17 protein-coding genes and 1 tRNA gene are annotated in these 21729 nt (G+C 59.6%); 6 read left to right on the plus strand and 12 right to left on the minus strand.

Translation table 11 applies throughout. From position 1 onward, the window contains the following. Positions 1-515 precede the first annotated feature (515 nt). Complete coding sequence (locus WBQ96_RS22295) at positions 516-1424, minus strand: class I SAM-dependent DNA methyltransferase (protein ID WP_336554270.1); 909 nt, start codon at positions 1422-1424, stop codon at positions 516-518. Between the two features lie 104 nt (positions 1425-1528). Here WBQ96_RS22295 and WBQ96_RS22300 point away from each other — a divergent pair, with 104 nt between their 5' ends. Further along, on the plus strand, positions 1529-2539 hold the full coding sequence (locus WBQ96_RS22300; protein ID WP_336554268.1) for a ligase-associated DNA damage response exonuclease: 1011 nt from the start codon (positions 1529-1531) through the stop codon (positions 2537-2539). Between the two features lie 3 nt (positions 2540-2542). Further along, positions 2543-4144 carry a cisplatin damage response ATP-dependent DNA ligase gene (locus WBQ96_RS22305; protein WP_336554266.1) on the plus strand — a complete coding sequence of 534 codons (1602 nt, stop codon included), beginning with the start codon at positions 2543-2545 and terminating at the stop codon, positions 4142-4144. Positions 4145-4302: 158 nt separating this feature from the next. Here WBQ96_RS22305 and WBQ96_RS22310 read toward each other — a convergent pair whose 3' ends face one another. After that, complete coding sequence (locus WBQ96_RS22310) at positions 4303-5376, minus strand: hypothetical protein (protein ID WP_336554265.1); 1074 nt, start codon at positions 5374-5376, stop codon at positions 4303-4305. A 228-nt stretch (positions 5377-5604) separates the two neighbouring features. On the opposite strand from WBQ96_RS22310, the gene WBQ96_RS22315 reads away from it, so the two are divergent. The 4 genes from WBQ96_RS22315 (at position 5605) to WBQ96_RS22330 (ending at position 9101) form a co-directional block, all read left to right on the plus strand. Continuing rightward, a complete protein-coding gene (locus WBQ96_RS22315) occupies positions 5605-6558 on the plus strand; it encodes an NAD(P)H-dependent flavin oxidoreductase (RefSeq protein WP_336554263.1) in 954 nt (317 codons plus the stop codon). A 192-nt stretch (positions 6559-6750) separates the two neighbouring features. Continuing rightward, positions 6751-6826, plus strand: a tRNA-Thr gene (locus WBQ96_RS22320). A 166-nt stretch (positions 6827-6992) separates the two neighbouring features. Continuing rightward, the gene (locus tag WBQ96_RS22325; protein ID WP_336554261.1) at positions 6993-8306 is read left to right on the plus strand and encodes an ABC transporter ATP-binding protein; all 1314 of its coding nucleotides are present in this window, start codon (positions 6993-6995) and stop codon (positions 8304-8306) included. Positions 8307-8309: 3 nt separating this feature from the next. After that, positions 8310-9101 (plus strand): ABC transporter permease, encoded by a 792-nt coding sequence (locus WBQ96_RS22330; protein WP_336554260.1) that lies wholly within the window; start codon positions 8310-8312, stop codon positions 9099-9101. A gap of 44 nt (positions 9102-9145) precedes the next feature. On the opposite strand, the gene WBQ96_RS22335 is transcribed toward WBQ96_RS22330, so the two are convergent. The 10 genes from WBQ96_RS22335 to pdxR form a co-directional block, all read right to left on the minus strand. Then, positions 9146-9874: an FkbM family methyltransferase gene (locus tag WBQ96_RS22335; RefSeq protein ID WP_336554258.1), complete on the minus strand. Its 729-nt coding sequence runs from the start codon at positions 9872-9874 to the stop codon at positions 9146-9148. A gap of 42 nt (positions 9875-9916) precedes the next feature. Beyond that, on the minus strand, positions 9917-11227 hold the full coding sequence (locus tag WBQ96_RS22340) for a glycosyltransferase (RefSeq protein WP_337035929.1): 1311 nt from the start codon (positions 11225-11227) through the stop codon (positions 9917-9919). Beyond that, entirely contained in the window at positions 11220-12620 is a 1401-nt protein-coding gene (locus tag WBQ96_RS22345; RefSeq protein ID WP_336554255.1) for an FkbM family methyltransferase, read from the minus strand. The genes WBQ96_RS22340 and WBQ96_RS22345 overlap by 8 nt, the downstream gene beginning before the upstream one ends. Positions 12621-12636: 16 nt before the next feature. After that, entirely contained in the window at positions 12637-13932 is a 1296-nt protein-coding gene (locus WBQ96_RS22350) for a glycosyltransferase (RefSeq protein WP_336554254.1), read from the minus strand. 11 nt (positions 13933-13943) lie between these two features. Continuing rightward, positions 13944-14927: a polysaccharide pyruvyl transferase family protein gene (locus tag WBQ96_RS22355; RefSeq protein WP_336554252.1), complete on the minus strand. Its 984-nt coding sequence runs from the start codon at positions 14925-14927 to the stop codon at positions 13944-13946. A gap of 15 nt (positions 14928-14942) precedes the next feature. Then, positions 14943-16181 (minus strand): glycosyltransferase, encoded by a 1239-nt coding sequence (locus tag WBQ96_RS22360; protein ID WP_336554250.1) that lies wholly within the window; start codon positions 16179-16181, stop codon positions 14943-14945. 8 nt (positions 16182-16189) lie between these two features. Continuing rightward, the gene (locus WBQ96_RS22365; RefSeq protein ID WP_336554248.1) at positions 16190-16897 is read right to left on the minus strand and encodes a class I SAM-dependent methyltransferase; all 708 of its coding nucleotides are present in this window, start codon (positions 16895-16897) and stop codon (positions 16190-16192) included. A gap of 151 nt (positions 16898-17048) precedes the next feature. Beyond that, positions 17049-18113 carry a GDP-mannose 4,6-dehydratase gene (gmd, locus tag WBQ96_RS22370; protein WP_336554246.1) on the minus strand — a complete coding sequence of 355 codons (1065 nt, stop codon included), beginning with the start codon at positions 18111-18113 and terminating at the stop codon, positions 17049-17051. Between the two features lie 74 nt (positions 18114-18187). After that, positions 18188-19777, minus strand: coding sequence for a trimethylamine methyltransferase family protein (locus WBQ96_RS22375; RefSeq protein WP_336554244.1), 1590 nt, complete (start codon positions 19775-19777; stop codon positions 18188-18190). Between the two features lie 230 nt (positions 19778-20007). Further along, positions 20008-21501: a MocR-like pyridoxine biosynthesis transcription factor PdxR gene (pdxR, locus tag WBQ96_RS22380; protein ID WP_165120561.1), complete on the minus strand. Its 1494-nt coding sequence runs from the start codon at positions 21499-21501 to the stop codon at positions 20008-20010. Positions 21502-21729 lie beyond the last annotated feature (228 nt).

Here is a 21729-nt window from a genome sequence, read left to right on the forward strand (position 1 = left end):
CTGCACATTTTTCTTCCCGCAATCTATCCCCCTCTTTCCCGCCTCGCGCATACTTCTCCGTGCAAATCCGCTTCCAACGGGATCCCTGGTGCGCACCGGGTATCAGGGGGAAGCGTCGGCGTCCGGGCTGGTGGTGCTGCGGTAGCACTGCTGGGTGATGAACCCCTAAGCCCGGGTCTTAGCTACGGCTGGCGGCGCGAATGCCGAGGCGACTGAGCGGGACAAGAGCGCTGGCGGGGCGCAATGGCTGCGCCACGAATTTACACTTAGGAAGGCAAGGCTTTTGCGCCCCGCATTCCCAGTTCTTTGACAATGGCCAGACGGTAAAAACCGGGCGTGGCAATGATGAGGTGTGCCAGCGTATTCTCCCCCCTCGAGGGGGAGATGGCTGCAAAGCAGCCAGAGGGGGTCGGTCAAGGCAGCGCACGGCGCAAAGGAACGTCGAGCACTGCCGCAGCGACCCCACCCGTCGGCTTCGCCGCCACCTCCCCTCAAGGGGGAGGGGAACGCCCGCGCTATGCCTTGCGCGCCACCGCGATCAGCCCGTCCACCGGCTCGCGGCGGTCCTGCCGGATCACGGCGGTCTCGATGGAAAGCGGCGCAAAGCCGTTCGCGGCAAGCATGCCGCGCACATAGCCGTCCGAATGCGCGTAACGCCGCGATGGCTGAAGGACAAAATCCCCCTCGCCACGCAAAAGCTCCACAGAGAAGGCGAACAGCCCCTCGGATTTCAGCATCACCGCCGCGGTGTTAAAAACGCCGTCGAGCGCGCCAACATACATGAACACGTCCGCTGCCGTGACGAGATCGGCCGGCGCGCCGTCATAGGCAAGCGTCTGCAGATCGGCCTTGACCAGTTCGTCATAGACGGCCTTGTCGCGCGCCTTGCGCAGCATCTCGGCCGAGATGTCGTAGCCCACCAGATGAACGCAGGATGGGCGCAGACGCTCGCCCATTAGCCCGGTGCCGCAACCGAGATCGATCGCACGACCAAAACGCCCGGCATGCGCGGCGCGGATCGCCTCGGCCAGAAGGTCCGGCACGCGGTATTCGAGCTTGTTGACCAGCGCGTCGTCGAATTTCGGCGCATACTGGTCGAACAGGGCCTCGACGAAGGCGCTGGGCGGTGCGTCGGCGGCTTCCGCAGCGCCGATCAGCTCCAGCTTCAGCGCAGCGCCGGGACGATCCAGCGGCTCCAGCTTCAGCACCATGCGCCAGGCTTCCGCCGCTTGTGCGAGATTGCCGGCGGCCTCGTGCATTTCGCCGAGCCGGAACCAGCCCATCGCCCATGCCGGCGTAAGCTCGACCGCGCCGAGCATCAGTTCGGCGGCGGCGGCGTGATCACCCGACCCGAACAGAAATTCGGCGTAATCGGCGCGGCGGTCCGCCAGCAGGTCACCGGAAGAGGTTTGCAAGGGTTTCAAGTGGCGCATTCCTGCGGCGGAAGCGCCGGTGGAGCGCTATATCGCTTGTCAGGAGCAAAATTCAACAGGCTTTTCTGGACGCTACAAAACCCTATCTTGAGCGGATGCGCGCACGCGACCTGCTCCACACCCGCCCGGAAGGGCTCTATTGCCCTCCCGGCGATTTCTACATCGACCCGGTCCGGCCGGTCGCCCGCGCCCTGATCACGCATGGCCATTCGGACCATGCCCGCTCGGGCCACCGCTCGGTGCTGGCGACGCCCGAGACGCTGGACATCATGGGCCTGCGCTACGGCGCGGATTTTGCCGGCACGACGCAGGCGGCAAAGCTTGGCGAGACGATCGACGTCAACGGTGTTGCGGTGACCTTTCACCCGGCAGGCCATGTGCTCGGCTCGGCCCAGATCTGCGTCGAAAAGGACGGCATGCGCATCGTCGCTTCCGGCGACTACAAGCGCCGGGCGGATTCGACCTGCGCGCCCTTCGTGCCGATCCGCTGCAACGTGTTCATCACCGAGGCGACTTTCGGCCTGCCGGTGTTCAAGCACCCGCCGGATAGCGGCGAAATCGCGCGGGTGCTGAAGTCGGCCGAACAGTTTCCCGAGCGCGCGCATATGATCGGCGCCTATGCGCTCGGCAAGGCGCAGCGTGTGATAAAGCTGCTGCGCGAGGCCGGCTACGAGCGGACGATTTTCATCCACGGCGCGCTGGCGAAGCTCTGCGACTATTACGAGAGCCAGGGCATTGCGCTCGGCGATCTCCAGCCGGCAACGGTGGACAGCGGTGCGAAAACCGACTTCGCCGGCGCCATCGTCGTCGGCCCGCCTTCGGCCTTCGCCGACCGCTGGGCGCGGCGCTTTCCCGACCCGGTTTCGTGCTTCGCCTCCGGCTGGATGCGCATCCGCCAGCGCGCCAAACAGCGCGGCGTCGAACTGCCGCTGATCATTTCGGATCATTCGGACTGGGACGAACTCACCGAGACGATCACCGAGACCGGAGCGGGCGAAGTCTGGGTAACGCATGGCCGCGAGGAAGCGCTGGTGCGCTGGTGCGAGCTTAACGGCATCACGGCGAGCCCGCTGCATTTGGTCGGCTACGAAGACGAGGGCGATTGAGCGATGAACCGCTTCGCCGAACTCCTCGACCGGCTGGTGCTGACGCCGTCGCGCAACGGCAAGCTGACGCTGATGACCGATTATTTCCGCACGGTCGAAGACCCCGATCGCGGGCTGGCGCTGGCAGCCCTCACCGGCGACCTGTCGATCGCGGCGGTGAAGCCGGCCATGCTGCGCATGCTGGTCACCGAGCGCATGGACCCGGTGCTGTTCGGCTACTCATACGATTATGTCGGGGATCTCGCAGAGACCGTCTCGCTGGTTTGGCCAGAGCCGGACGCGCACCTCACCGCCAACAGCCAACCGACGCTTGCCGATGTGGTCGGCGCGCTGCAATCGGCGAGCCGGTCTGACGGGCCAAAAGTGCTGGTGCGCCTGCTCGACCGGGCCGACATCTCGGCGCGATACGCCATCATCAAGCTGGTGACCGGCGGCCTGCGCATCGGCGTTTCGGCGCGCCTTGCAAAGCAGGCGCTGGCCAATCTCGGATCGGTCGACGTCACGGAAATCGAGGAGCTGTGGCATGGGCTGGTGCCGCCCTACACGGAATTGTTCGCATGGCTGGAAGGCAAGACAGAGCGTCCGCAAAAGACCGCCAAGGCGCTGTTCCGGCCGGTCATGCTGTCCAATCCGGTCGGTGACGGCGACCTCGAAAAGCTCGACCCCGCCGACTATGCCGCGGAATGGAAGTGGGACGGCATCCGCGTGCAGGCCGTCTGCGAGGGTGGGGTCAGGCGGCTCTATTCGCGCACCGGCGATGACGTTTCACCGGCCTTTCCCGATCTCGTCGAGGCCATGGCCTTCGACGGCGCGCTGGACGGCGAGTTGTTGGTTGGCGATCCGGCGCATGAAACCGGCACGTTCTCCGATCTACAGCAACGGTTGAACCGCAAGACCGTGACGCCCAAGATGCAGCAGAGCCATCCGGTTTTCGTGCGCTGCTACGACCTGCTGCAGGACGGCGCAGAGGATCTGCGCGCCCTGCCCTTCATCGAGCGCCGCGCCCGGCTGGAAGCTTTCGTGGCCAAGCTGGATCCGACGCGCTTCGACCTGTCGCCACTGGCGCCGTTTGCTGATTGGGCAGCGCTTGAAGACATGCGCCGCAATCCGCCGCATCCGGTGATCGAGGGCGTCATGCTCAAGCGCAAGGACTCGCCCTATCTCGCCGGCCGACCCAAAGGCCCGTGGTTCAAGTGGAAGCGCGACCCTTTCATCGTCGATGCCGTTCTGATGTATGCGCAACGCGGCCACGGCAAGCGTTCCAGCTTCTATTCCGACTACACGTTCGGCGTCTGGTCCGGGCCGGAAGGCGGCGAGGAACTGGTGCCGGTCGGCAAGGCCTATTTCGGCTTCACCGACGAGGAACTGCGCCAGATTGACAAATATGTCCGCGACAACACCATCGAACGTTTCGGGCCGGTGCGTTCCGTGCGCGCCGACCGCAAACAGGGGCTGGTGCTGGAAGTCGCCTTCGAGGGGCTGAACCGCTCGACAAGGCACAAATCCGGCGTTGCCATGCGCTTTCCGCGCATTTCACGGCTGCGCTGGGACAAGCCGACGGCGGAGGCCGATCGGATAGAGACGCTGCAGGCGCTGCTGGATTAGGATTTGTTGGTATTCAGGTGATGTCGGCCTGCAAATGACAGTTTTCTGCGCTTCCGGTGCTCACGTACCCAAATGTACGCTCCGCTCCGGTTCTCGAAACCCATCATTTTCGGCACGACCTGACCTGAATCTCAACAAACCCCAGGTAGGGGCGGAAGTCACTGCGAAATCGAAACCTTGATCGCGTAAATATCTACCGCCCTGCCCTCGCCGGCAACATCGGAATTGATAGCGATGGTGCCGCCTGCGCCGGGTTTCTTCTTGGCGAAATCGATCTCGAAAAGATAATCGCCCTCCTCCTGGCCGAGCGCGTAGCGCTTGCGTCCGCAGTCGCCGAGTTCGCCGAAGTTGCAGTCCACCGACATCTGGGTTTCCTTGCCATCCTCGCCGCGGGCAACGATGTCGAAGGTGGCCGACTTGCCACCGACCTGCTCGAGCACGCCCTGGCCGATATCGAACAGCACGGTCGCGCCCGACTGGCCGGAACGTATGCGCAGGAAGCTGCCCGACGCATCCTGCATGACTTCGGCCTTCGAATCTCCCGGCGTCGTCACCTTCGTGGCGTCCTCGGGTGAGAAGACACTGATCCAGTTGCGGTTCGCGTCAGCCTGTCCCGGCCTTATCGGAGCACCTTCGTTTTCCGGAATGAAATCCTCGCTCTGGGTCGCCGCCGGTGGGTTGGGAACCGAAGTGTCGCGCTCAGCTGGCGATTTCAGCAGGCCGGTCTGGTAGGCCCACCATCCGCCGATGCCGATCGCGGCGAGCACGGTCGCGGTGACGAAAATCCGGGTGAACGGTATGTGGAACCTGCGCGCCCGCGCCTCGTTGCGGTCGGGCTCGACGGGCGTTGCCCTGTCGCCGGCAAGCGGCCCGGCGCTCGTGGTTTCTCCCCGGTCAGGCATGTCGACGCGCGGTACCGCAGCACCTGCCGGACCGTCGACAGCAATTTCCGGCGTCGAAGCCGTCGAAGCGCCGCCGCGCTCGGGGCGGACATCGTCGAGCCCCGGCTCGATCGCCGGCACGGCAGGCTGGAATTCCGATTCGATCTCGGTGATCTTGGCCTGCATCGCCTTGCGGCGGTTGATCGCCGCCTCCACCGTCAGGCTGGGATTTGCCTTGAGCGCGCGGTCAAGGGCGGCAAATGCCGAACGATAGACCCTCTCGCGGAAGGCCCGATCATCGGCATCTCCTTTTTCGAAGGCGTTTCGGATCGCCTTTTCGATCGCATCCAAACCGTTTTCCCCACGATGAAAGTAAGTGCTACCAGATGGTTAGACGTAGCCGCGTAATCAAGCAACGGCCAGGGGGGGCAATTAGCCTCCTCAATTCGGCCGCAACGACGATTTTCCCCGCAAAGTTTGTATCAATTCTGTCAGAATTGCTGATTGCCCGCTGGAATCGATCTGCTAAAACAGATTACGTTTACGCAAACGTCAATATTTTAGCGAGAGGCTTAAGCAGTGGCGCTACCTGACATTTTGAAGAAAAACCTGCGCATACCCGCCGTCGGATCGCCACTTTTCATCATTTCTCACCCGCCGCTGGTGCTGGCGCAATGCAAGGCCGGCGTCGTCGGCTCGTTTCCGGCGCTGAACGCGCGGCCCGAATCACAACTCGATGACTGGCTGGCCGAAATCACCGAAGATCTCGCCAGCTATGATGCCGCCAATCCCGATCGGCCGTCTGCTCCCTTCGCGGTCAACCAGATCGTCCACAAGTCCAACACCCGTTTGCAGCACGATCTTGAGCTTTGCGTCAAATACAAGGTGCCGATCGTCATCTCCTCGCTCGGCGCGGTGGAAGAAGTCAACCAGACGGTCCACTCCTATGGCGGCATCGTCCTTCACGATATCATCCATGACCGTCATGCCCGCAAGGCAATCGAAAAGGGTGCAGACGGACTGATCGCGGTGGCGGCGGGGGCCGGTGGCCATGCCGGCACGCTGTCGCCTTTCGCCCTTATACAGGAAATCCGGCAATGGTTCGACGGCCCGCTTCTGCTGGCCGGCGCTATCGCCAATGGCGGGGCGGTGCTTGCCGCTCAGGCGATGGGCGCCGACCTCGCTTATATCGGCTCGCCCTTCATCGCCACGACGGAAGCCCGCGCCGCGGATCCTTACAAGCAGATGATCGTCGAATCGAAGGCTGCCGACATTATCTATTCGAATCTCTTCACCGGCATCCATGGCAATTACCTCAAGGGTTCCGTGCGCGCCGCCGGCATGGACCCGGACAATCTCGCCGTCTCCGACCCTTCGACGATGAATTTCGGCGGCGACAGGTCCAAGGCCTGGAAGGACATCTGGGGCTGCGGCCAGGGTATCGGCGCGGTGGGTGAAGTAGGCCCGGTATCCGCCCTTGTCGACCGCTTGGCCGACGAATATGCGGCGGCTAAACTGCGCCTGGCAGCGTAGGCGCTCGCTGGCCCGGCGTATATGAAGTTCACAGACCGTGTTCGCCGACGAGGCGAGGCGTGTCAGGCGCCGGTTTCATCGGCGCACCACGCTGTGCAACGGTATTTGCAAATTACGCGATAGCGGCTTGAATTTGCCGCGCAATGCAGATATCACGCGCCCACTGTTTCGCGCGTCAGCGTGAAAAGAGTTGCCGCTTTAGCTCAGTTGGTAGAGCACATCATTCGTAATGATGGGGTCAGGTGTTCGAGTCACCTAAGCGGCACCACTCGCTCATTCCCAAAATCGACTTCCGCCGAAGGCGAGGAAGCGACAAATCGAAGCCGACCACCACGCAATTGCCGTTTCGGCAGAAACAATGCTAGTGCGTGCTGACGCATGATCGACGGCGTCAGGCTCTCGCCGTTTGGGCGGCGATATGAGGAAAATCGACCTTGCAAGACGTAGTTCTTCAAATTGAAAATCTCACGAAGAAATTTTCAGCGAAGCAATCGCCTGGTCGAGCCCTCCGAAACGCGCTGTTTCCCAGCCGGGCGATACTGGATCGGTCGTTTGTTGCTGTCGACGATGTTTCGCTAAAGCTTTCGCGTGGCGAGGTCGTCGGCATAATCGGCCACAATGGCGCCGGCAAATCGACACTGCTCAAGATGATATCGGGGGTCGTTCCGCCAACTTCGGGAACGGTGAAGATAGAAGGTCGGGTTTCGGCGATGCTGGAATTGGGATCGGCAATCAATCCCGAATATAGCGGCATCGAAAACATATATTACTACGGTGCCGTTCTCGGAATCGACCGGAAGACCATGAAGGGTCTGGAAGAGAAGATCATCGAGTTTGCAGACATCGGGCAGCATATAAATCGGCCGGTCAAATTTTACTCGAGCGGCATGAAAGCGCGCTTGTCGTTCGCCATCGTCACCAGCATCAATCCAGACATACTGATCGTCGACGAGATCCTGTCGGTCGGTGATGCCGCGTTCTCCGCGAAAAGTGCCGCGCGGATGCGGGAACTCATCGGAAGCGGGGCTGCAGCGCTTATTGTGTCCCATAGCGTCGCCACGATGACGAGTTTGTGCGATCGCGTCGTCTGGCTCGATGAAGGAAAGGTCGTCATGAACGGCCCCCCATCCGAGGTCATCACGCAATATTCGGCGACCATGATGATGTCGTCTGCTGCCCGCAAACAGCATTTGCTCGACCTTATCTCAACGGACAAATCCGCAACCAAGGCGGCCGCACCATCGGCGAAGACCGAGAAAAAAGGCATATCCGAGAAGGAAGCGGCAAGGAGCGAGCCTCCTCCGGCCATGATCGTCAACAATGGCGGCGCCAGTATCGAAGCAGTGGAAATCGTCGACGAAAAGGGCCGGCCGACGCGTCAACTATCGTCCGGGCAGCACTATACGATCAAGATCACGGCGGCCACCGAGCGTGCAATCAACGATCTCAGCATCGGCCTGTCCATAAGAACCCGCAATGGCGACGTCCTTGGCGGCCAGATCTACAAGCTCAAGAACCGGAAGGCCCCGGGGACAGTCAACGTGGCGTGCTCGTTCCTGAACCCGATCGTCACCGGGCACTACTACCTGACCTGCGACATTCGTTCCGACAACCGAAAAACCATCCATCACATCATCGACCTAGTCACCCCGTTTACTGTCTTGTCTCCGCCGAAGAACTGCGTTGGCCAGATAGATTTCAACCTTTCGTGGTCAGTTGAAAATGACCAAGTGGCAAAGGTGTCTTGAGCGATGGCTTTTGTGGCGTCCAAACTGACAAAGCCGGGCCAAGGATCCCTGACACGGGAAATCTGGCGGCGCGAGCTGCGCTCGATGACGGCAAATCGCGCGCTGTCGTTCCTGTGGCTGATCTTCGAGCCGATCGCCATCCTGTTCCTGATATGGTTCGTGTTCAAAAGAACACTCTTCAATGTGAACGGGCCATCCTATTTCATATATATGGGAACCGGCTACATCGCGTGGCAGTGTTTTATTCGTATCCTTATTTCCGGATGCAACGTTTTCATAAAATACAAAACGATACTGAATCAGTCGACCGCGAGCCCGATAAGCATATTTCTTGGCGTCGTCCTCGCAGAAGCCACTGTCAGCATAATTCTGTTTTCGATATATTTCATCCTCGCGCTGTTCATGGGATGGCGCCCTGGCTACTCGCTGTTTCTATTTCCTTTTGCCTTCGTGACGCTGCTGTCCGTGGCTGCGTTATTTGCGCTTGCGGCAGGATCGATCAACGTCTTCGTAAGGGACGTCGGGAACGTCGTGGGGATGATCTCAAGGTTCGGCATGTGGATATTGCCGATATTCTGGAAGCCGGAGCACGTCACCGGGATATTCCATACGATCTCGGTCGGAAATCCCGTTTTCTTCCTGCTCGAATTTTGCCGCTGGACCATCGACACATCGACCGTAACGGCAGGCACGATGGACAGCATCCCCTACTACGTCTCGGCGATATGCGTCATCGGAGCCATATCAACCTGGATTTATCGGCGGCTGAAGCCCAGCATGGCCGAATATCTGTAGCCCGATCCATTCCAGACCGGGCCTGACGCCGCTTCGTCGTCAGGTCATGGCTTTGCCGGGCGGAAGACGGCGTTCCCCCATTTGAGCTGACCTGACGCATCGTAGACGAAGTCGTAGAAGTCATACAGCGCATAGCCGAACCTGCCGAGATAGCCGGCGACGTCATAGAAGGTCGCCTGTCCCTCATAGACGGGCACAAAAATCATCTCGCAATAAACGGACGCGACGGCATTTCGCGACAAAAGGCCTTGGGTTCCCTCAAGAACCTGGCGTTCGAACCCTTGCGTATCGATCTTCAACAGGTCGATGCCGGCGATGCCTTCCGAAGCACAATAGGCATCAAGCGAAACCGCTTTGACCGAGCACTCGGTCGAAGGCGCGGATTGCGGCATGTATTTGCCCGAGTCTTCGTGAAACGGAAGCAGCGAGTTGGTGACGCTCAATTCAGCGTGTACATGCATCGTCTTGGTTCCATTTACCGCATCGGCCGCCGCCTCGACGCAGATTACCCTCGGCTGGTTTCGAAAACGGGCCTTGAGCTTTGCCGCGGATGCCGGAAACGGCTCGAAGGCATGGATCTGCGCGCCGGGAAACGCTTCCAGCAGCACCGCAGTCGTCTGCCCGACATTGGCGCCGACATCGAATATCGTGGCAGTGTCCGGCATGAAGCCTTGATGGTCGGACATCCAGTCCTTCGGGCGGAACCCGCGCGCGAATTTTTCTTCCACCGGCATTTCATTCCCAACGAGTTGAGCCAAGTTGAAACCTTTCATCGAGATCATCCTCGGAAGATACCTCTTCCGATCAGGCTTTCCCTAAAGCCTATTGCGGTCGGCGAGTTCGCCAAACAACGCCTTGTAGCGCTGCGCCTGAACGTCGAAAGCACACTCCCGTTCTATCAGCCTGCGGGCATTCTGCGCCATTCCGGTCCTGTCCGATTTCAATATCCGCAGAGCGACTTCGCCGAAAGCCCCGGCATCTCCGGCAGGAGCCAGCGCGCCAGTTTGACCAGGCAGGACGAAGTCGGGCACTCCACCCGTGTTGAAGCCCACGACCGGCGTGCCGCAGGCCATGGATTCGAGCATTGTATTGGGCAGATTGTCTTGAAGCGAAGGGAGAATGGTTATGTCCGCCGCGGCATAGGCCACAGCCATTTCCCGATCGTCGCGAATGGTTCCGAGGGATCGGTGTTCTACTGCCGAAGGGAGCTTGCCACCGCCCACAGTGACAAGAAGGGCTTCCGGCAGATCAGCGCGGAAGCGTTCCATGATCTGCGCCACGAACTGGCCCCCCTTTCTTCCGTTCGACAGATTGGCAGACACCAACAGCACAATAGGCCGGTCCAGAGGCAGCCCCAAACCGTGGCGAGCCTCGTCTTTCGGTCGAGGTGAGAATGTTTGCAGGTCGACAGAGTTGGGTATCACCTCGATCCGCCGCTCGCCAAGCAATGCGCTCTGCGCACATTGTTCAGCCATCCATCGGCTTGGCGCGACGATGGTCAGGCGATCGGCAGGGATACTGGAATATGCGCGGCGTTTCCGCTCGAAATTTCGACGCGAAAGGTCGTTTGGTCCCGGTCTGAAAAGCTGCGGACATTGGCCGCAAGCCTCCTCAAAACGCCCGCATCCATTGTCGTAGTGGCAGCCTCCGGTAAATGGCACCATGTCATGAAGTGTCCAGACGATCGGGGCGCGTGTCTCGGCAATCCAGGCAATGGTTTCAGGGGTCAGAAAAATCGATACCCAATGCAGGTTCACGATGTCGCAGGACGGAATTGAGAGCCGAGCCGCTTTCTGCGGTATGATCGGCTGGAGTTCGAATGTCTCGGCCAATTTCGGGCGCAGGGCCGTACCCGCTCTTGCCTGCGCCGAGCGAACCGCGCGAAGCGCAAAACGGCTCGCAGCCTCAAGCGGATTGTTGGAATGCTGCGGATGCAGATCACCGGCTTGATATCCATCAAGACAAACAAAGCGTGCGTCCAGGCCTGCCTGTCCCAGCGACGCGTGCAAACGCTGGGCAGCAAGTGCTGCGCCGCCCTGCCCCCGGATGGCGTTGACGACGGCTACTGACATTGAAGCGCTTTTTGTTCGATCGTGTGCGATGGGACCGGATTGACGGTCAGCCATCTCCGCCGCCCTTCGGCGTTCCGCGGGTCATGCGGCGCCACAAAGAAGCAAGAATTGCACGAAATGAATTTTGAAGCTGATGAACGCGGGCATCGAGTTCCTGTTGCCGGTAACGTCGGCGCTCTATCTCGGCGTCCCTTTTGACCAGCAAGGCTGCAGTGGCGCGCGCCCGCGCCAATTCAAGATCAAGCTGGCGCTGCCGAACGCGATACCGCTTCGCCTCCGCGCTCTTGCGTGCAATCTCGATGTTCTTCTGCCCGATCTCGGCATCTTTCTGGTCAAGCAACGTGGTGTGCTGCCGGGCTCTTTCCAGGGCCCGGTTAAGATCAGCGCCACGTTGGCGTAGGAGTTCCGATGTGCGTTGAGCCGTAGCGCGCTGGGCCCTGACCGTTTTCAGGATCGTTTCCAGATCGGTCGCTCGCGCGCGGAGCACTTTCAGCGCCCTCTCGGACGCCACGTTTTCCTTGCGCGTTTCTTTTAACGCCTTTTCAACTGCTGCAGCGCGCTCGCGTGCGGCAGCCAGTGTTCCGGTGAGATGCGTTGCTTCCTTTTCCTTGACGTCCGCTTTCGCGCGAATACGGCCGATATCAAGAAAAGCCTTATGCAGTTTCTGGTCTCTTATCTCATCGATTATCTTTCCGCGAACAATGCCGGGAAACGAATACTGCGCACCTTTCGGATGCGTCTGCTTCTCTACGAAACACTGCATTTGATACGACTGAAGTTTCTTGGCGTCTTCCTCGGCCGCGACGAAGATGCGGTTCTGGGCTATTTTTCGACCGAGTTTGTAGCCGAAACTGTCCATATAGGAGTCAAGGTGCTCCGCCTGCTCGGCGTTGTTGGCTTCAATGACCAGCGCCCGCGGCCGGATTTTGTCCAGCCCCAGACCGTTCAGAACGCGTATTTCACCGCCTTCCACATCAATGGAGATGAAGTCGATCACTTCTTTCGGCGCATACTCGCTAATGATGCTGGAAAGCGTTCGGGCAGCGACTACGGTTCTGTCGAAACCCTCAACCTTGAGATCGTGCTTCTTATAGGACGCCTTGAGTTGCTTGACGTCCCCCTCTTCCAGTTCCAGCCGGGAATAGACGCCTATCTCTTCGGTATAAAAGGGAACCTCGCGCAGGTTCTCATCGTCGACGCAAGCCAACTGAAGCGTGCGCGCGAGCGGGCGATTTTTTTCGCAAATCCTGGAGTATTCCGGATGGGGCTCAACGCAAATTCCGCGCCATCCCTGCTGCTCGAATGAGAATGTATTACTCAAATAGACGCCATCAAAGGCGCCGACGTCTACATAGAATCCAGTCGACCTGTCCTCGAAGAGATGCCAAAGCAAACAGTCTTCGGCGTTTTCGCCATAATAACGAACAAGTCGTTCATACTCGGACATCTTGATACTGGCAGCTCTACGCGCTTAACAATGCGCCCTGTTTTGTTCTCGCCCGCCGATTACTAACTTCAACAAAAAGATCCATGTAGCGTCTGGCCATCAGCTTGACATTAAAATTAAGCGCATATTCCCGAGAGGAAGCTGACAGCCGAGCCAATGACTCGGGATTGTCTAGATAGTGCCAAATTCGATCAGCTAACTTGTCCGGACTTTCGACGGAGCCAAGCAATCCGCTGGTTCCGTCTTTTATGACTTCTCCGCAACCCCCTACATCGAACGTCGCAGCCGGTAAGCCGCAGGCGATCGCCTCCACCAACGTATTGGGTAAATTATCCGCTTCCGTCGGAAAAAGAAAGAGATCGGCCGCACGGAATATCTTAACTAGCTCATATTCCTTGGAGATATACCCCATACGCCGTGACTTGATATTCGTCAGTTCGCGAATCCAGGGAAGCTCACCCTCTCCCACCAGCAGCACATCAATTCTGGAGGTCGCCACTTCGTTCAGCCTGCGAAGAGTAACCTCCAGGGCCTTGCCGCCCTTTCGCGCATTGCCGCCGACCCGTTCGGCCGCAAACACAAGCACTTTTGCGTCTTCTGCAATCCTGAGCGACTGGCGTGCTGCCTTCTTGCTGCCGGGAGAGAACAGATCAAGATCAATGCCATTCGGAATCGTCCTGATATTTTCGGGCACGACCAGCTTGGTATCGTGGCAGAGCTGCCCAAGCCACTTCGACGGCGTAACGACGGTAAGATCGCTGTGTGCGTAGATGCTGCGCTTCCACCGCCACAGGCCGGCCGATTGATCCTTCTTTATGGGAGGATAGAAATTCATATGCGGGCAAGGGCCGCAGCCGTCTCGCCAAAGATCGCATCCCATCGAATAGGCGCAATGCCCCGTCAGCGCCCACATGTCGTGAAGTGTCCAGACAACAGGCGCTATTTGAGAAAGATCCACTATCAGGTCGGTCTGGAAAAAACCGTCCAGCGTCCCGCCATGCAGATTGTGAAGGTTGATGACATCAGGCTCAAATCTTCGTGCCGTGGCAAGGATTCGCTGCCGCTGCACAGGAAGGAACCGATATTGCCAGCCGCTCCATTTCTGAAACGCCCCAGTCAGCTGGCGTAGGCGCCGAGCATAAGGGCTGCCCTCGCGGCCGATATCTATGACGTCCTTTTCGTTGGTGACCTTCCGTGCAACCGCACTGATCAGGCGGGTGCGAAACTGGGAAACCAGCTCGGCATTCAGCCGGTAAGCAGCGATTGCTGCGCCGCCTGCCTTGTCGCTCGATCCGATGGATAGCACTCTCATGGTGACCAGCCTTAAAGAGCAGAGCCATTTGGCTGAGAGAATTGTCGCTTCCAGGCCTCGATCGCCTCGACCGGCCGGTTGACTACCGTAGCCCGGTCCTCGGCGAGCAAGGTCTTCAAATTTCCGACATCCTTGCGCTCGATAACGGGCAGGTTGAAGTCACGACCCATTTCCGTGGCCCTGTTGTCCACCGAGACGATCATGGTGCGGCGCTTGTGCTGCAGTGCGCGTATTCCCGCATGCAAGCGCGTGCCTACATATTCAAGGTCAAGGTTCGACGACAACACCTCGTCGAAAGCCTTCAGTGTCGGATCGACGATCTCGGCGCGCGTGCCGCAGATGGACTTGGAGTATTCGAGGTCGCGCGATCCCTGCAGCCAGAGATACACCTTGTTGTATTGCTTCGCCAGAATGTTGAAAAGATACTTATCTTTTTCAGGATGCGGCTTGTAGTCGGTCAGGGTGAAGATGACGTTCTCCGCCTTGCGCTGCGGAATCTGGCTCGTGTGCTCGGCATCGAGATCCCACAGGGTCATGCACCCGGTGTTGACGACGTTGGGAAGCCCCATCTCCTGCAGCTTGCGCTGGGTATATCCGTCTCTGACCGAATGCAGCATGTTTCCATGCAAAAAACGCTTGAGAAGAGTGCGAGTATAGAAGGTCGGCTCCTTCTGGTACTGCCACCAACCCACGCCCATCAAAATGACGTTCTTCAATCTGAAGTAGTCTTTGTAGCTTACTTTCCACTGATTATATTTCCACATATCTGCAGTAAGCAGATTTGTGCCGCCGACAATCGCGAACGGACTCTGCTCGAGGATCTTGAAGCTTTCGCTCGACAAATAATCGTGCGTTGGCAAAGAGCAGAAAAAGCTGCGCGGATAGATTCGCCTCAACTGAGTATTGACTGCATCCATAATAATCTGGTCACCCAGATTTTTTGTACAGACAGAAGTATCAAGAAGCGCGATGAGTGGAGTATTTTGTTCTGTCATAGTTCCGCAATATTCTCACGCGCTCAACAAAATTCGTTGGAACTCGTCGACCGAATTGTTCCGAGCGTAGTTAATACAGTTGGTGGAAAGGCCCTGATACTCTGGTTCCGAGGGGCGCGGCAAGGAAAAAAGGACTTCCGCCATTTTAGCAATATTTGCCGATGGATAGACGAAGCCCATTCCAAACCGCTGAACCCGGTAGCCGACGCAGCCGTGATCGGTCGCTATGATCGGCTTGCCGGACCTTGCCGCGTTTGCCATGACACCGCTCGAGCTTTCGAAGTCGCGCGCATAGGGAAGCAGGACATAGTCCGTTTCGCTGTAGCGGCGCTGAATCTCGGCTTCAGGCAGATATTCGTCCACCCATTCCAGGAGCCCGGCCTTGCGGGCGGCCACCAGTTTCGGCCGCAGTGGTTCGCTTTCGGCGACGAGCGAACCACATAGCACGAACTGGAAGCGTTCCTTGAGGTTCGGGCGCGCCTGAAGAAGCCGCGTAAAGTCCTCGATGCCCTTGCGCTTCGATTGCAGGCCGACGAGAAGAACCCTGGTCTTGTCGTGAACTTCGCTCGCGTCCGGCGCCAAAGGAGCCGGACCGACATAGCGCGGCGGCGGATCCGGAAGCTGGACGAGGAACGAACGCCCGATTCGCGTTGCCAGCGTCCGGTCGAACGCCCTTTCATCGAGAATGGCAACACGCAGCCCCGGTATCGCACGGCGCAGGGAACGCAGATTTTGACGCTGCCTTTCGCGACGGAACCAGACCCGGAATTCGCGCCGCAGGCGCTCGATCGGATTGCGTGGTCGCGGCGCCTGCAAGCCGCGAAGCAGGTAGCGGGCATCGTATTCTATCGCCACCAGGGGTGTGCGCCCGAGCGTGGCCCTGAGTTCATTTCTGTGAGCAACGCACGCATCGGTGAACTCGCGATTCAGTTCGTTGATGCCCGCTGCCAGAATGCGCTCGAACTGGAACTCCTTGTGCAGCGAAACCAACGCGCCAATCAGTGCTTCGACGGCCTCGGCACCGACCTTTCCGTACCAAAATCCGGCAGGCAACGGCACCTTGCGATGCAAGGTGACGGGCACGCCTTCGAAGAGTTCGAAGTAATGCTCGGTTTCTGCTTCCTCGCGCGTAAGGATGTGCACTTCCCAGCCTTGCGCAAATGCACCTGCAGCAGCCATCGCACTGTAATAGAGGCGGCTGCCGCGAAAAATCGGGTCGATGATCAGTAGCCGACGCGTGGCTGGCATATTCATAGGCCCGCTCATCCGCGCGTCTGACGGGGAGGAAGGAAATCGAGAAGCATTGGGTTGCTGATAGCCTGCCTCGACGCCACGAAAATCGCGCGCGCATGGGAGCCCCACGCATCCTTGCGCGTCCAGTCCGTCGGGAATTCTTCGTGGTAGGGCTGAAAGACCGGGACATAGACGTGCGAGAACAGTTTGTTCAGGCGATTATGCAGCCAGGCCCGCGTCGGACGCGTGCCTGTGCCGCTGAACGACTGCGAGGCCATTTCTTTCTTTTCTGCCACCGCCACAAGCTTGTCTTCGGACCCGAAGGAAACACAGGTTTCAAGCAGAAGCATCTTTTCGCAGCGCGATGCCATCCAGTTCAACGCAGTTTCCGGATCGCCAAGGTGATAGAGCAGCCCGTAACAATAGACGATCGAATGCGGCTTCACGTCTACGTCGCCCGGACGCTCGAGGTCTCCAAGAACCGTCGATACTTTCCCTGCGCCCTTCGGGTTCAGGCGCTGATTGAGAAGATCAAGATTTTCCTGACGCGCATCGATCGCGGTTACGCTGCAGCCTCGATCCAGAAAGAAAGTCGTATGGTCGCCAGGCCCCGAACCCAATTCGAGGACGTCCGACTTCTCTATAGGCAACGACAGGCGTGCGAGATGCTCCAGGCGACGCGCATTGTGCCTCTGGTAGTGCACGCTTCCAAAAATCTCGGAAGGCGTCTTGGACATACTCGGACCTCGGCATCCTTCTGTGTATCGGGCGGCTAGACGCCGTCGATCACACTCGATCAAGTAACGGAAACTGGGTGGACATTCCTTCGACTAACAGGAACCGGCTGCGTCGATCAAATTCGATGTGCAGCCGGGTTCGCAGCCAAAATCAACGATCATTGCGCCACGCTTCCCGCGACACGACGCGCAGATCGCTCTGGACCATTTCGCTGACCAGATCCTTGAACGGCGTCGAGCTCGCCCAGCCCAGCTTTTCGCGTGCCTTGCTCGGGTCGCCGAGCAGCAAATCGACTTCGGTCGGACGGAAATAGCGCTTGTCGATCTCGACCAGTATCTCTCCGCTCTTGGCGCATATGCCCTTTTCATCGACGCCGGACCCGGTCCATTCGATGCGACGATCAACCTCGCCGAACGCCAGGTCGACGAATTCACGCACCGTATGCGTTTCGCCGGTGGCAAGCACATAGTCGTCCGCAACTTCCTGCTGCAGGATGCGCCACATGCCTTCGACATAGTCGCGGGCGTGACCCCAGTCGCGCTTGGCGTCGAGATTGCCGAGATAAAGCTTGTTCTGCATGCCGTGATGGATGGCTGCGACCGCGCGCGTGATCTTGCGGGTCACGAAGGTCTCGCCGCGTGTCGGTCCTTCGTGGTTGAACAGGATGCCGTTCGAGGCATGCATGCCATAGGCTTCGCGGTAGTTCACCGTAATCCAGTAGCCGTACAGCTTGGCTGCGGCATAGGGGCTGCGCGGATAGAACGGCGTGGTTTCGCGTTGCGGCGTCTCCTGGACAAGCCCGTAAAGCTCCGAGGTCGAAGCCTGATAGAAACGCGCGCGCTTTTCCATGCCCAGGATACGGATGGCTTCGAGGATGCGCAGCGTGCCGATGCCATCAGCGTTGGCCGTATATTCCGGCGTTTCGAAGCTCACCTGCACATGGCTTTGCGCGGCGAGATTGTAGATCTCGGTCGGCTGCGTCTCCTGGATGAGGCGAATGAGGTTCGTCGAATCCGTCATATCGCCATAGTGAAGATGGAATTTCACATCGGTGTTGTGCGGATCTTCATAGAGATGGTTGACGCGCTCCGAATTGAAGGACGAGGCCCGGCGCTTCATGCCGTGGACCACATATCCCTTCTTCAGCAACAACTCGGCGAGATAGGCTCCATCCTGGCCGGTCACTCCAGTAATGAGCGCTACACGTTCATTCATATCTTGATTCCACTTGATGACGGGCAACTCCTTAGAGGCAACGCCGCCATCAATCAACTGTGGTGATTCCGCACTTAACCGCCCATGCCGCTGCGCGGCAGGAGGATATTTTCAAAACGTGCGCGCAGGCGATCATCGATATTCTTGGGAACGTGACGCGGGAAGCGCTCGGCCAGTATTTTTTTCTTTTCAGCGATCGCACGCTGCAAAATGTCGGGCCTCCCCTTCTCGTTCCATTCCTTTGGGCTGAAGCGGTCGCCGATTGCAGGATAGAAATATTCGGTCTGCATCAGCCTCAACGTCTGCTCGTTGCCGAGATAATGGCCCGGCCCATTCATGCAAACTTCGGTGATCGTATCGATCGACAGCGCCTCGTCGGTGACCTCGATGCCGCGAACGCAGCGCTGGCAATGGCCGAGCATATCGTTGTCGATGATCAGGCTTTCCAGGCAGAAACCGAGAAGCGAGGCGTGCATGCCGGCGGACTCATAGACGAGGTTGAGCCCCGACAGGCCGGCCATGACATTGGTAATGCCCTTTTCATAGCCGGACTGGATATCGGGCAGCTTGGAATCGGCCATGCCGGCAGCCGAGCCGCCCGGCAGGTCGTAGAATTGCGCCATCTGCGCGCAGGCCGCCGTCAGGAGCGCCTGCTCGGCCGAGCCGCCCGACATCGCGCCGGTGCGCAGGTCCGACACGAATGGCCAGGTGCCGAAGATGGCTGGATGGCCGGGTTTCAGCGCGTTGACGTAGACGAGACCGGCCAACACTTCGGCCACCGCCTGCACAACCGCGCCGGCGATGGCTGCGGGAGCCGTAGCTCCGGCCTGACCGGCGGAGAGCAGCAGGATCGGGATGCCGCCGTCCACGCAGGCTTCCAGTACGCCGCAGGCGTCCTCGGCGAATTTCATCGGCGGCACGACGAAGCAGTTGGAGTTGGAGACGAACGGCCGGGCGCGGAAATTCTCCTCGCCGCCGGCAATCGCGTAGAGCATCTCCAAGGCGGGTGCTACGTTCTCGCGCACGGTGAAGCTGGTGCCGACATGCTTCGACGTGCCCATGACGCAGGCATAGAGCGTGTTGAAGTCCATATCGGCGGGATCTGGGATGTCGCGTGGCACCATCGGCCGCTGGAAGAAATGGATGTTGTCGAGCCCGTCGACGATGCGGGCTGCATCATAAATGTCCTGCAGCAGCGACTCGCGGTATTCGCGCTTTTCGACGTCGACCAGATGAACGGCGGCACCCGCCGTGCCGTAATGGACGCGCTTGCCCTGGATCACCATGTCGTGCCTGGGATCCTGACCATGCAGCGTGAAGTTGCGCGCGGCAGTCCTGACGGTCGACATGACCAGTTCGCGGGGAAAGCGGATGCGGCCGTCGGCACTGTAGCTTGCTCCGACGCGCGTCAGCGCTTCGATGCAGCTTGGAATCGCATTGGCAAAACCGACCGTTTCCAGAAGGGTCAGGACCGCTTCGTGGATTCTTTCGAGATCGTTCTGGCCCAATGGCTTGTACCTGCCACCTTCCAGTCCGGGCCGAATGGGACGGACGTCGTCCGCCAAGGGGGCTGCACGCATGGCGCGCCGCGCTTCCCGGCCACCGGAGCGGCGGGAACGTTGGTCTACTACCGTAAGGTCATGCTGTTCCAGGGCGGTCGACATCGAAACCTCCACCGTATTTGGAAGCATCCCCGCGCCGAATGTGCCTTCGGTCACGCTGCTTCGTTCCCCTTGATTGCAAGACTATGCAGCGGCCAAACGGCGTGCGTATGGGCCACGGATTTCCGCCAGATAGGCCAGAGAATGAGGCTTGTTCAGGCTGGATTCGATGAAGCGCCTGCGCATCCATCGGAATGCGCAGGCGAGGTCATCACAGCTTGGGAGGGCTACGGTTAGGCCGCGGCTGGTCGGCGTCCGGCAGCGGTAGCCAGTTCGCGGATGCCGGGCTCGATGTGCTGGAGCGCGATCGACGAAATGCCGAGCCGCATGAAGCGGGAAGGCTTGTCGGCCTGGTCGAAAAAGCGGTCGCCGGGTTCGATGATGACACTGCGGGCAGCGGCGGCCTCGGAAAGCCCGCGCGAATCCGTGCCGCGCGGCCCTTCCAGCCACAGCGAGGTGCCGCCAGCCGAATCCGTCGAGCGCCATTCCGGCAGGAAGGCCGAGATCGCCTGGACCAGACGCTTGCGCCGTTCGTCAAAGGCCGACGACAGGCGGCGCACCAGCGCCTCGTGATGGCCGAGCGACAGGAACAAAGCCACGGCGCGCTGGTTGTTTGCCGGCGGGTGGCGCAGCATAAAGCGGCGCAGCGCCCTGAGTTCGGAGATAAGATCGGCCGAGGCGACGATGTAGCCGAGCCGCAGGCCTGGCGCCAAGGTCTTCGACATGGAGCCGACATAGATGACGCGGCCGGAGCGATCGATGCTCTTCAATGCCTGCTGCGGCGCTTCATCGAGCAACTGGCTGTCATAGCCGTCCTCGATGATGATCTGGTTGTGGCGGCTGGCGCGCGCCAGAAGATCCTGCCGGCGCTCGGCGCTGAGCGGCACCATGGTCGGGCAATGATGGCTCGGGGTCACGAAGACGAAGCCGGCATCGTTCGGGATCGAGGAAGTGACGATGCCCGACTGGTCCACCGGGGTCGGATGGATGTCGGCACCGGCGAGCCGGAAGATCGAGCGCGCGTCGGGATAGCCCGGGTCTTCCATGGCGACCTTGCTGCCCTTGGTCATCAGCAGCGTCGCCAGCATATAGAGCGCGTGCTGCGCACCGAGCGTGACGATGATCTCGTCCGGATTGGCGAAGATGCCGCGCCGCGGCAGCAGACGCGCCTGGATCTGCTCGATCAGCAGCGGGTCGTCGCGATCGACCATGTCGGCTGCCCAGTTGCGGATTTCGAGAACGGCCAGCGCCATGCGGTTGCATTCGCGCCATTCGGCAGTCGGAAACAGCGCCGGATCGAACTGACCGTAGACGAAGGGGTAGGAAGACTTGATCCAGTTTTCCTGCTTGGCCGGGCGCGGCATATCGCTTGCGGCGATCTGCCGGCGCGACTTCCAGTCGATCTCATTGGCCTGGTCGATAGACTTCTGCTGCGGCTTGGCCGGCGTTGCCAGCACTTCCGGATTGACGAAGTGGCCACGCCGCTCGCGCGCGACGAGAAAGCCCTGGTCGACAAGCTGCTGGAAGGCCAAAACCACGGTGCCTCGCGCGACGCCGAGCTTTTCGGCCAGGATGCGGCAGGACGGCAACGGCATGGAAGCGGCGATCTGGCGGTCGAGAATGGCGGCGACAATCGCCTGGCGAATCTGGGCCTGAAGGGTCTGGCCCGACTCCGCCGAAATACGGAACAGCCCCGACCATATGGCCGAATCGTTTCTCTGTGGCATGAGCGTTTCCTCGAACAGGCGCTATATTTTTCTCTTTTTGGACCAGTGGAGCGTATCTGTGGTCCAACCGGTTGCGCCAATGAATTTTTCTAATCGTAAGGATTTATGCCAGTGATCTATCCCTTGACGGCCCGACTCCGCGCCAGCGTGGGCCAGAAAAGTCAAATCGATTGAAATTTTCATCCACACGAGCGTCAAACTCTCTCCATGATCTGAGTGGTCTGATAA

The organism is Mesorhizobium sp. CCNWLY176, assembly GCF_037153935.1.
Taxonomy (GTDB): domain Bacteria; phylum Pseudomonadota; class Alphaproteobacteria; order Rhizobiales; family Rhizobiaceae; genus Mesorhizobium_M; species Mesorhizobium_M zhangyense.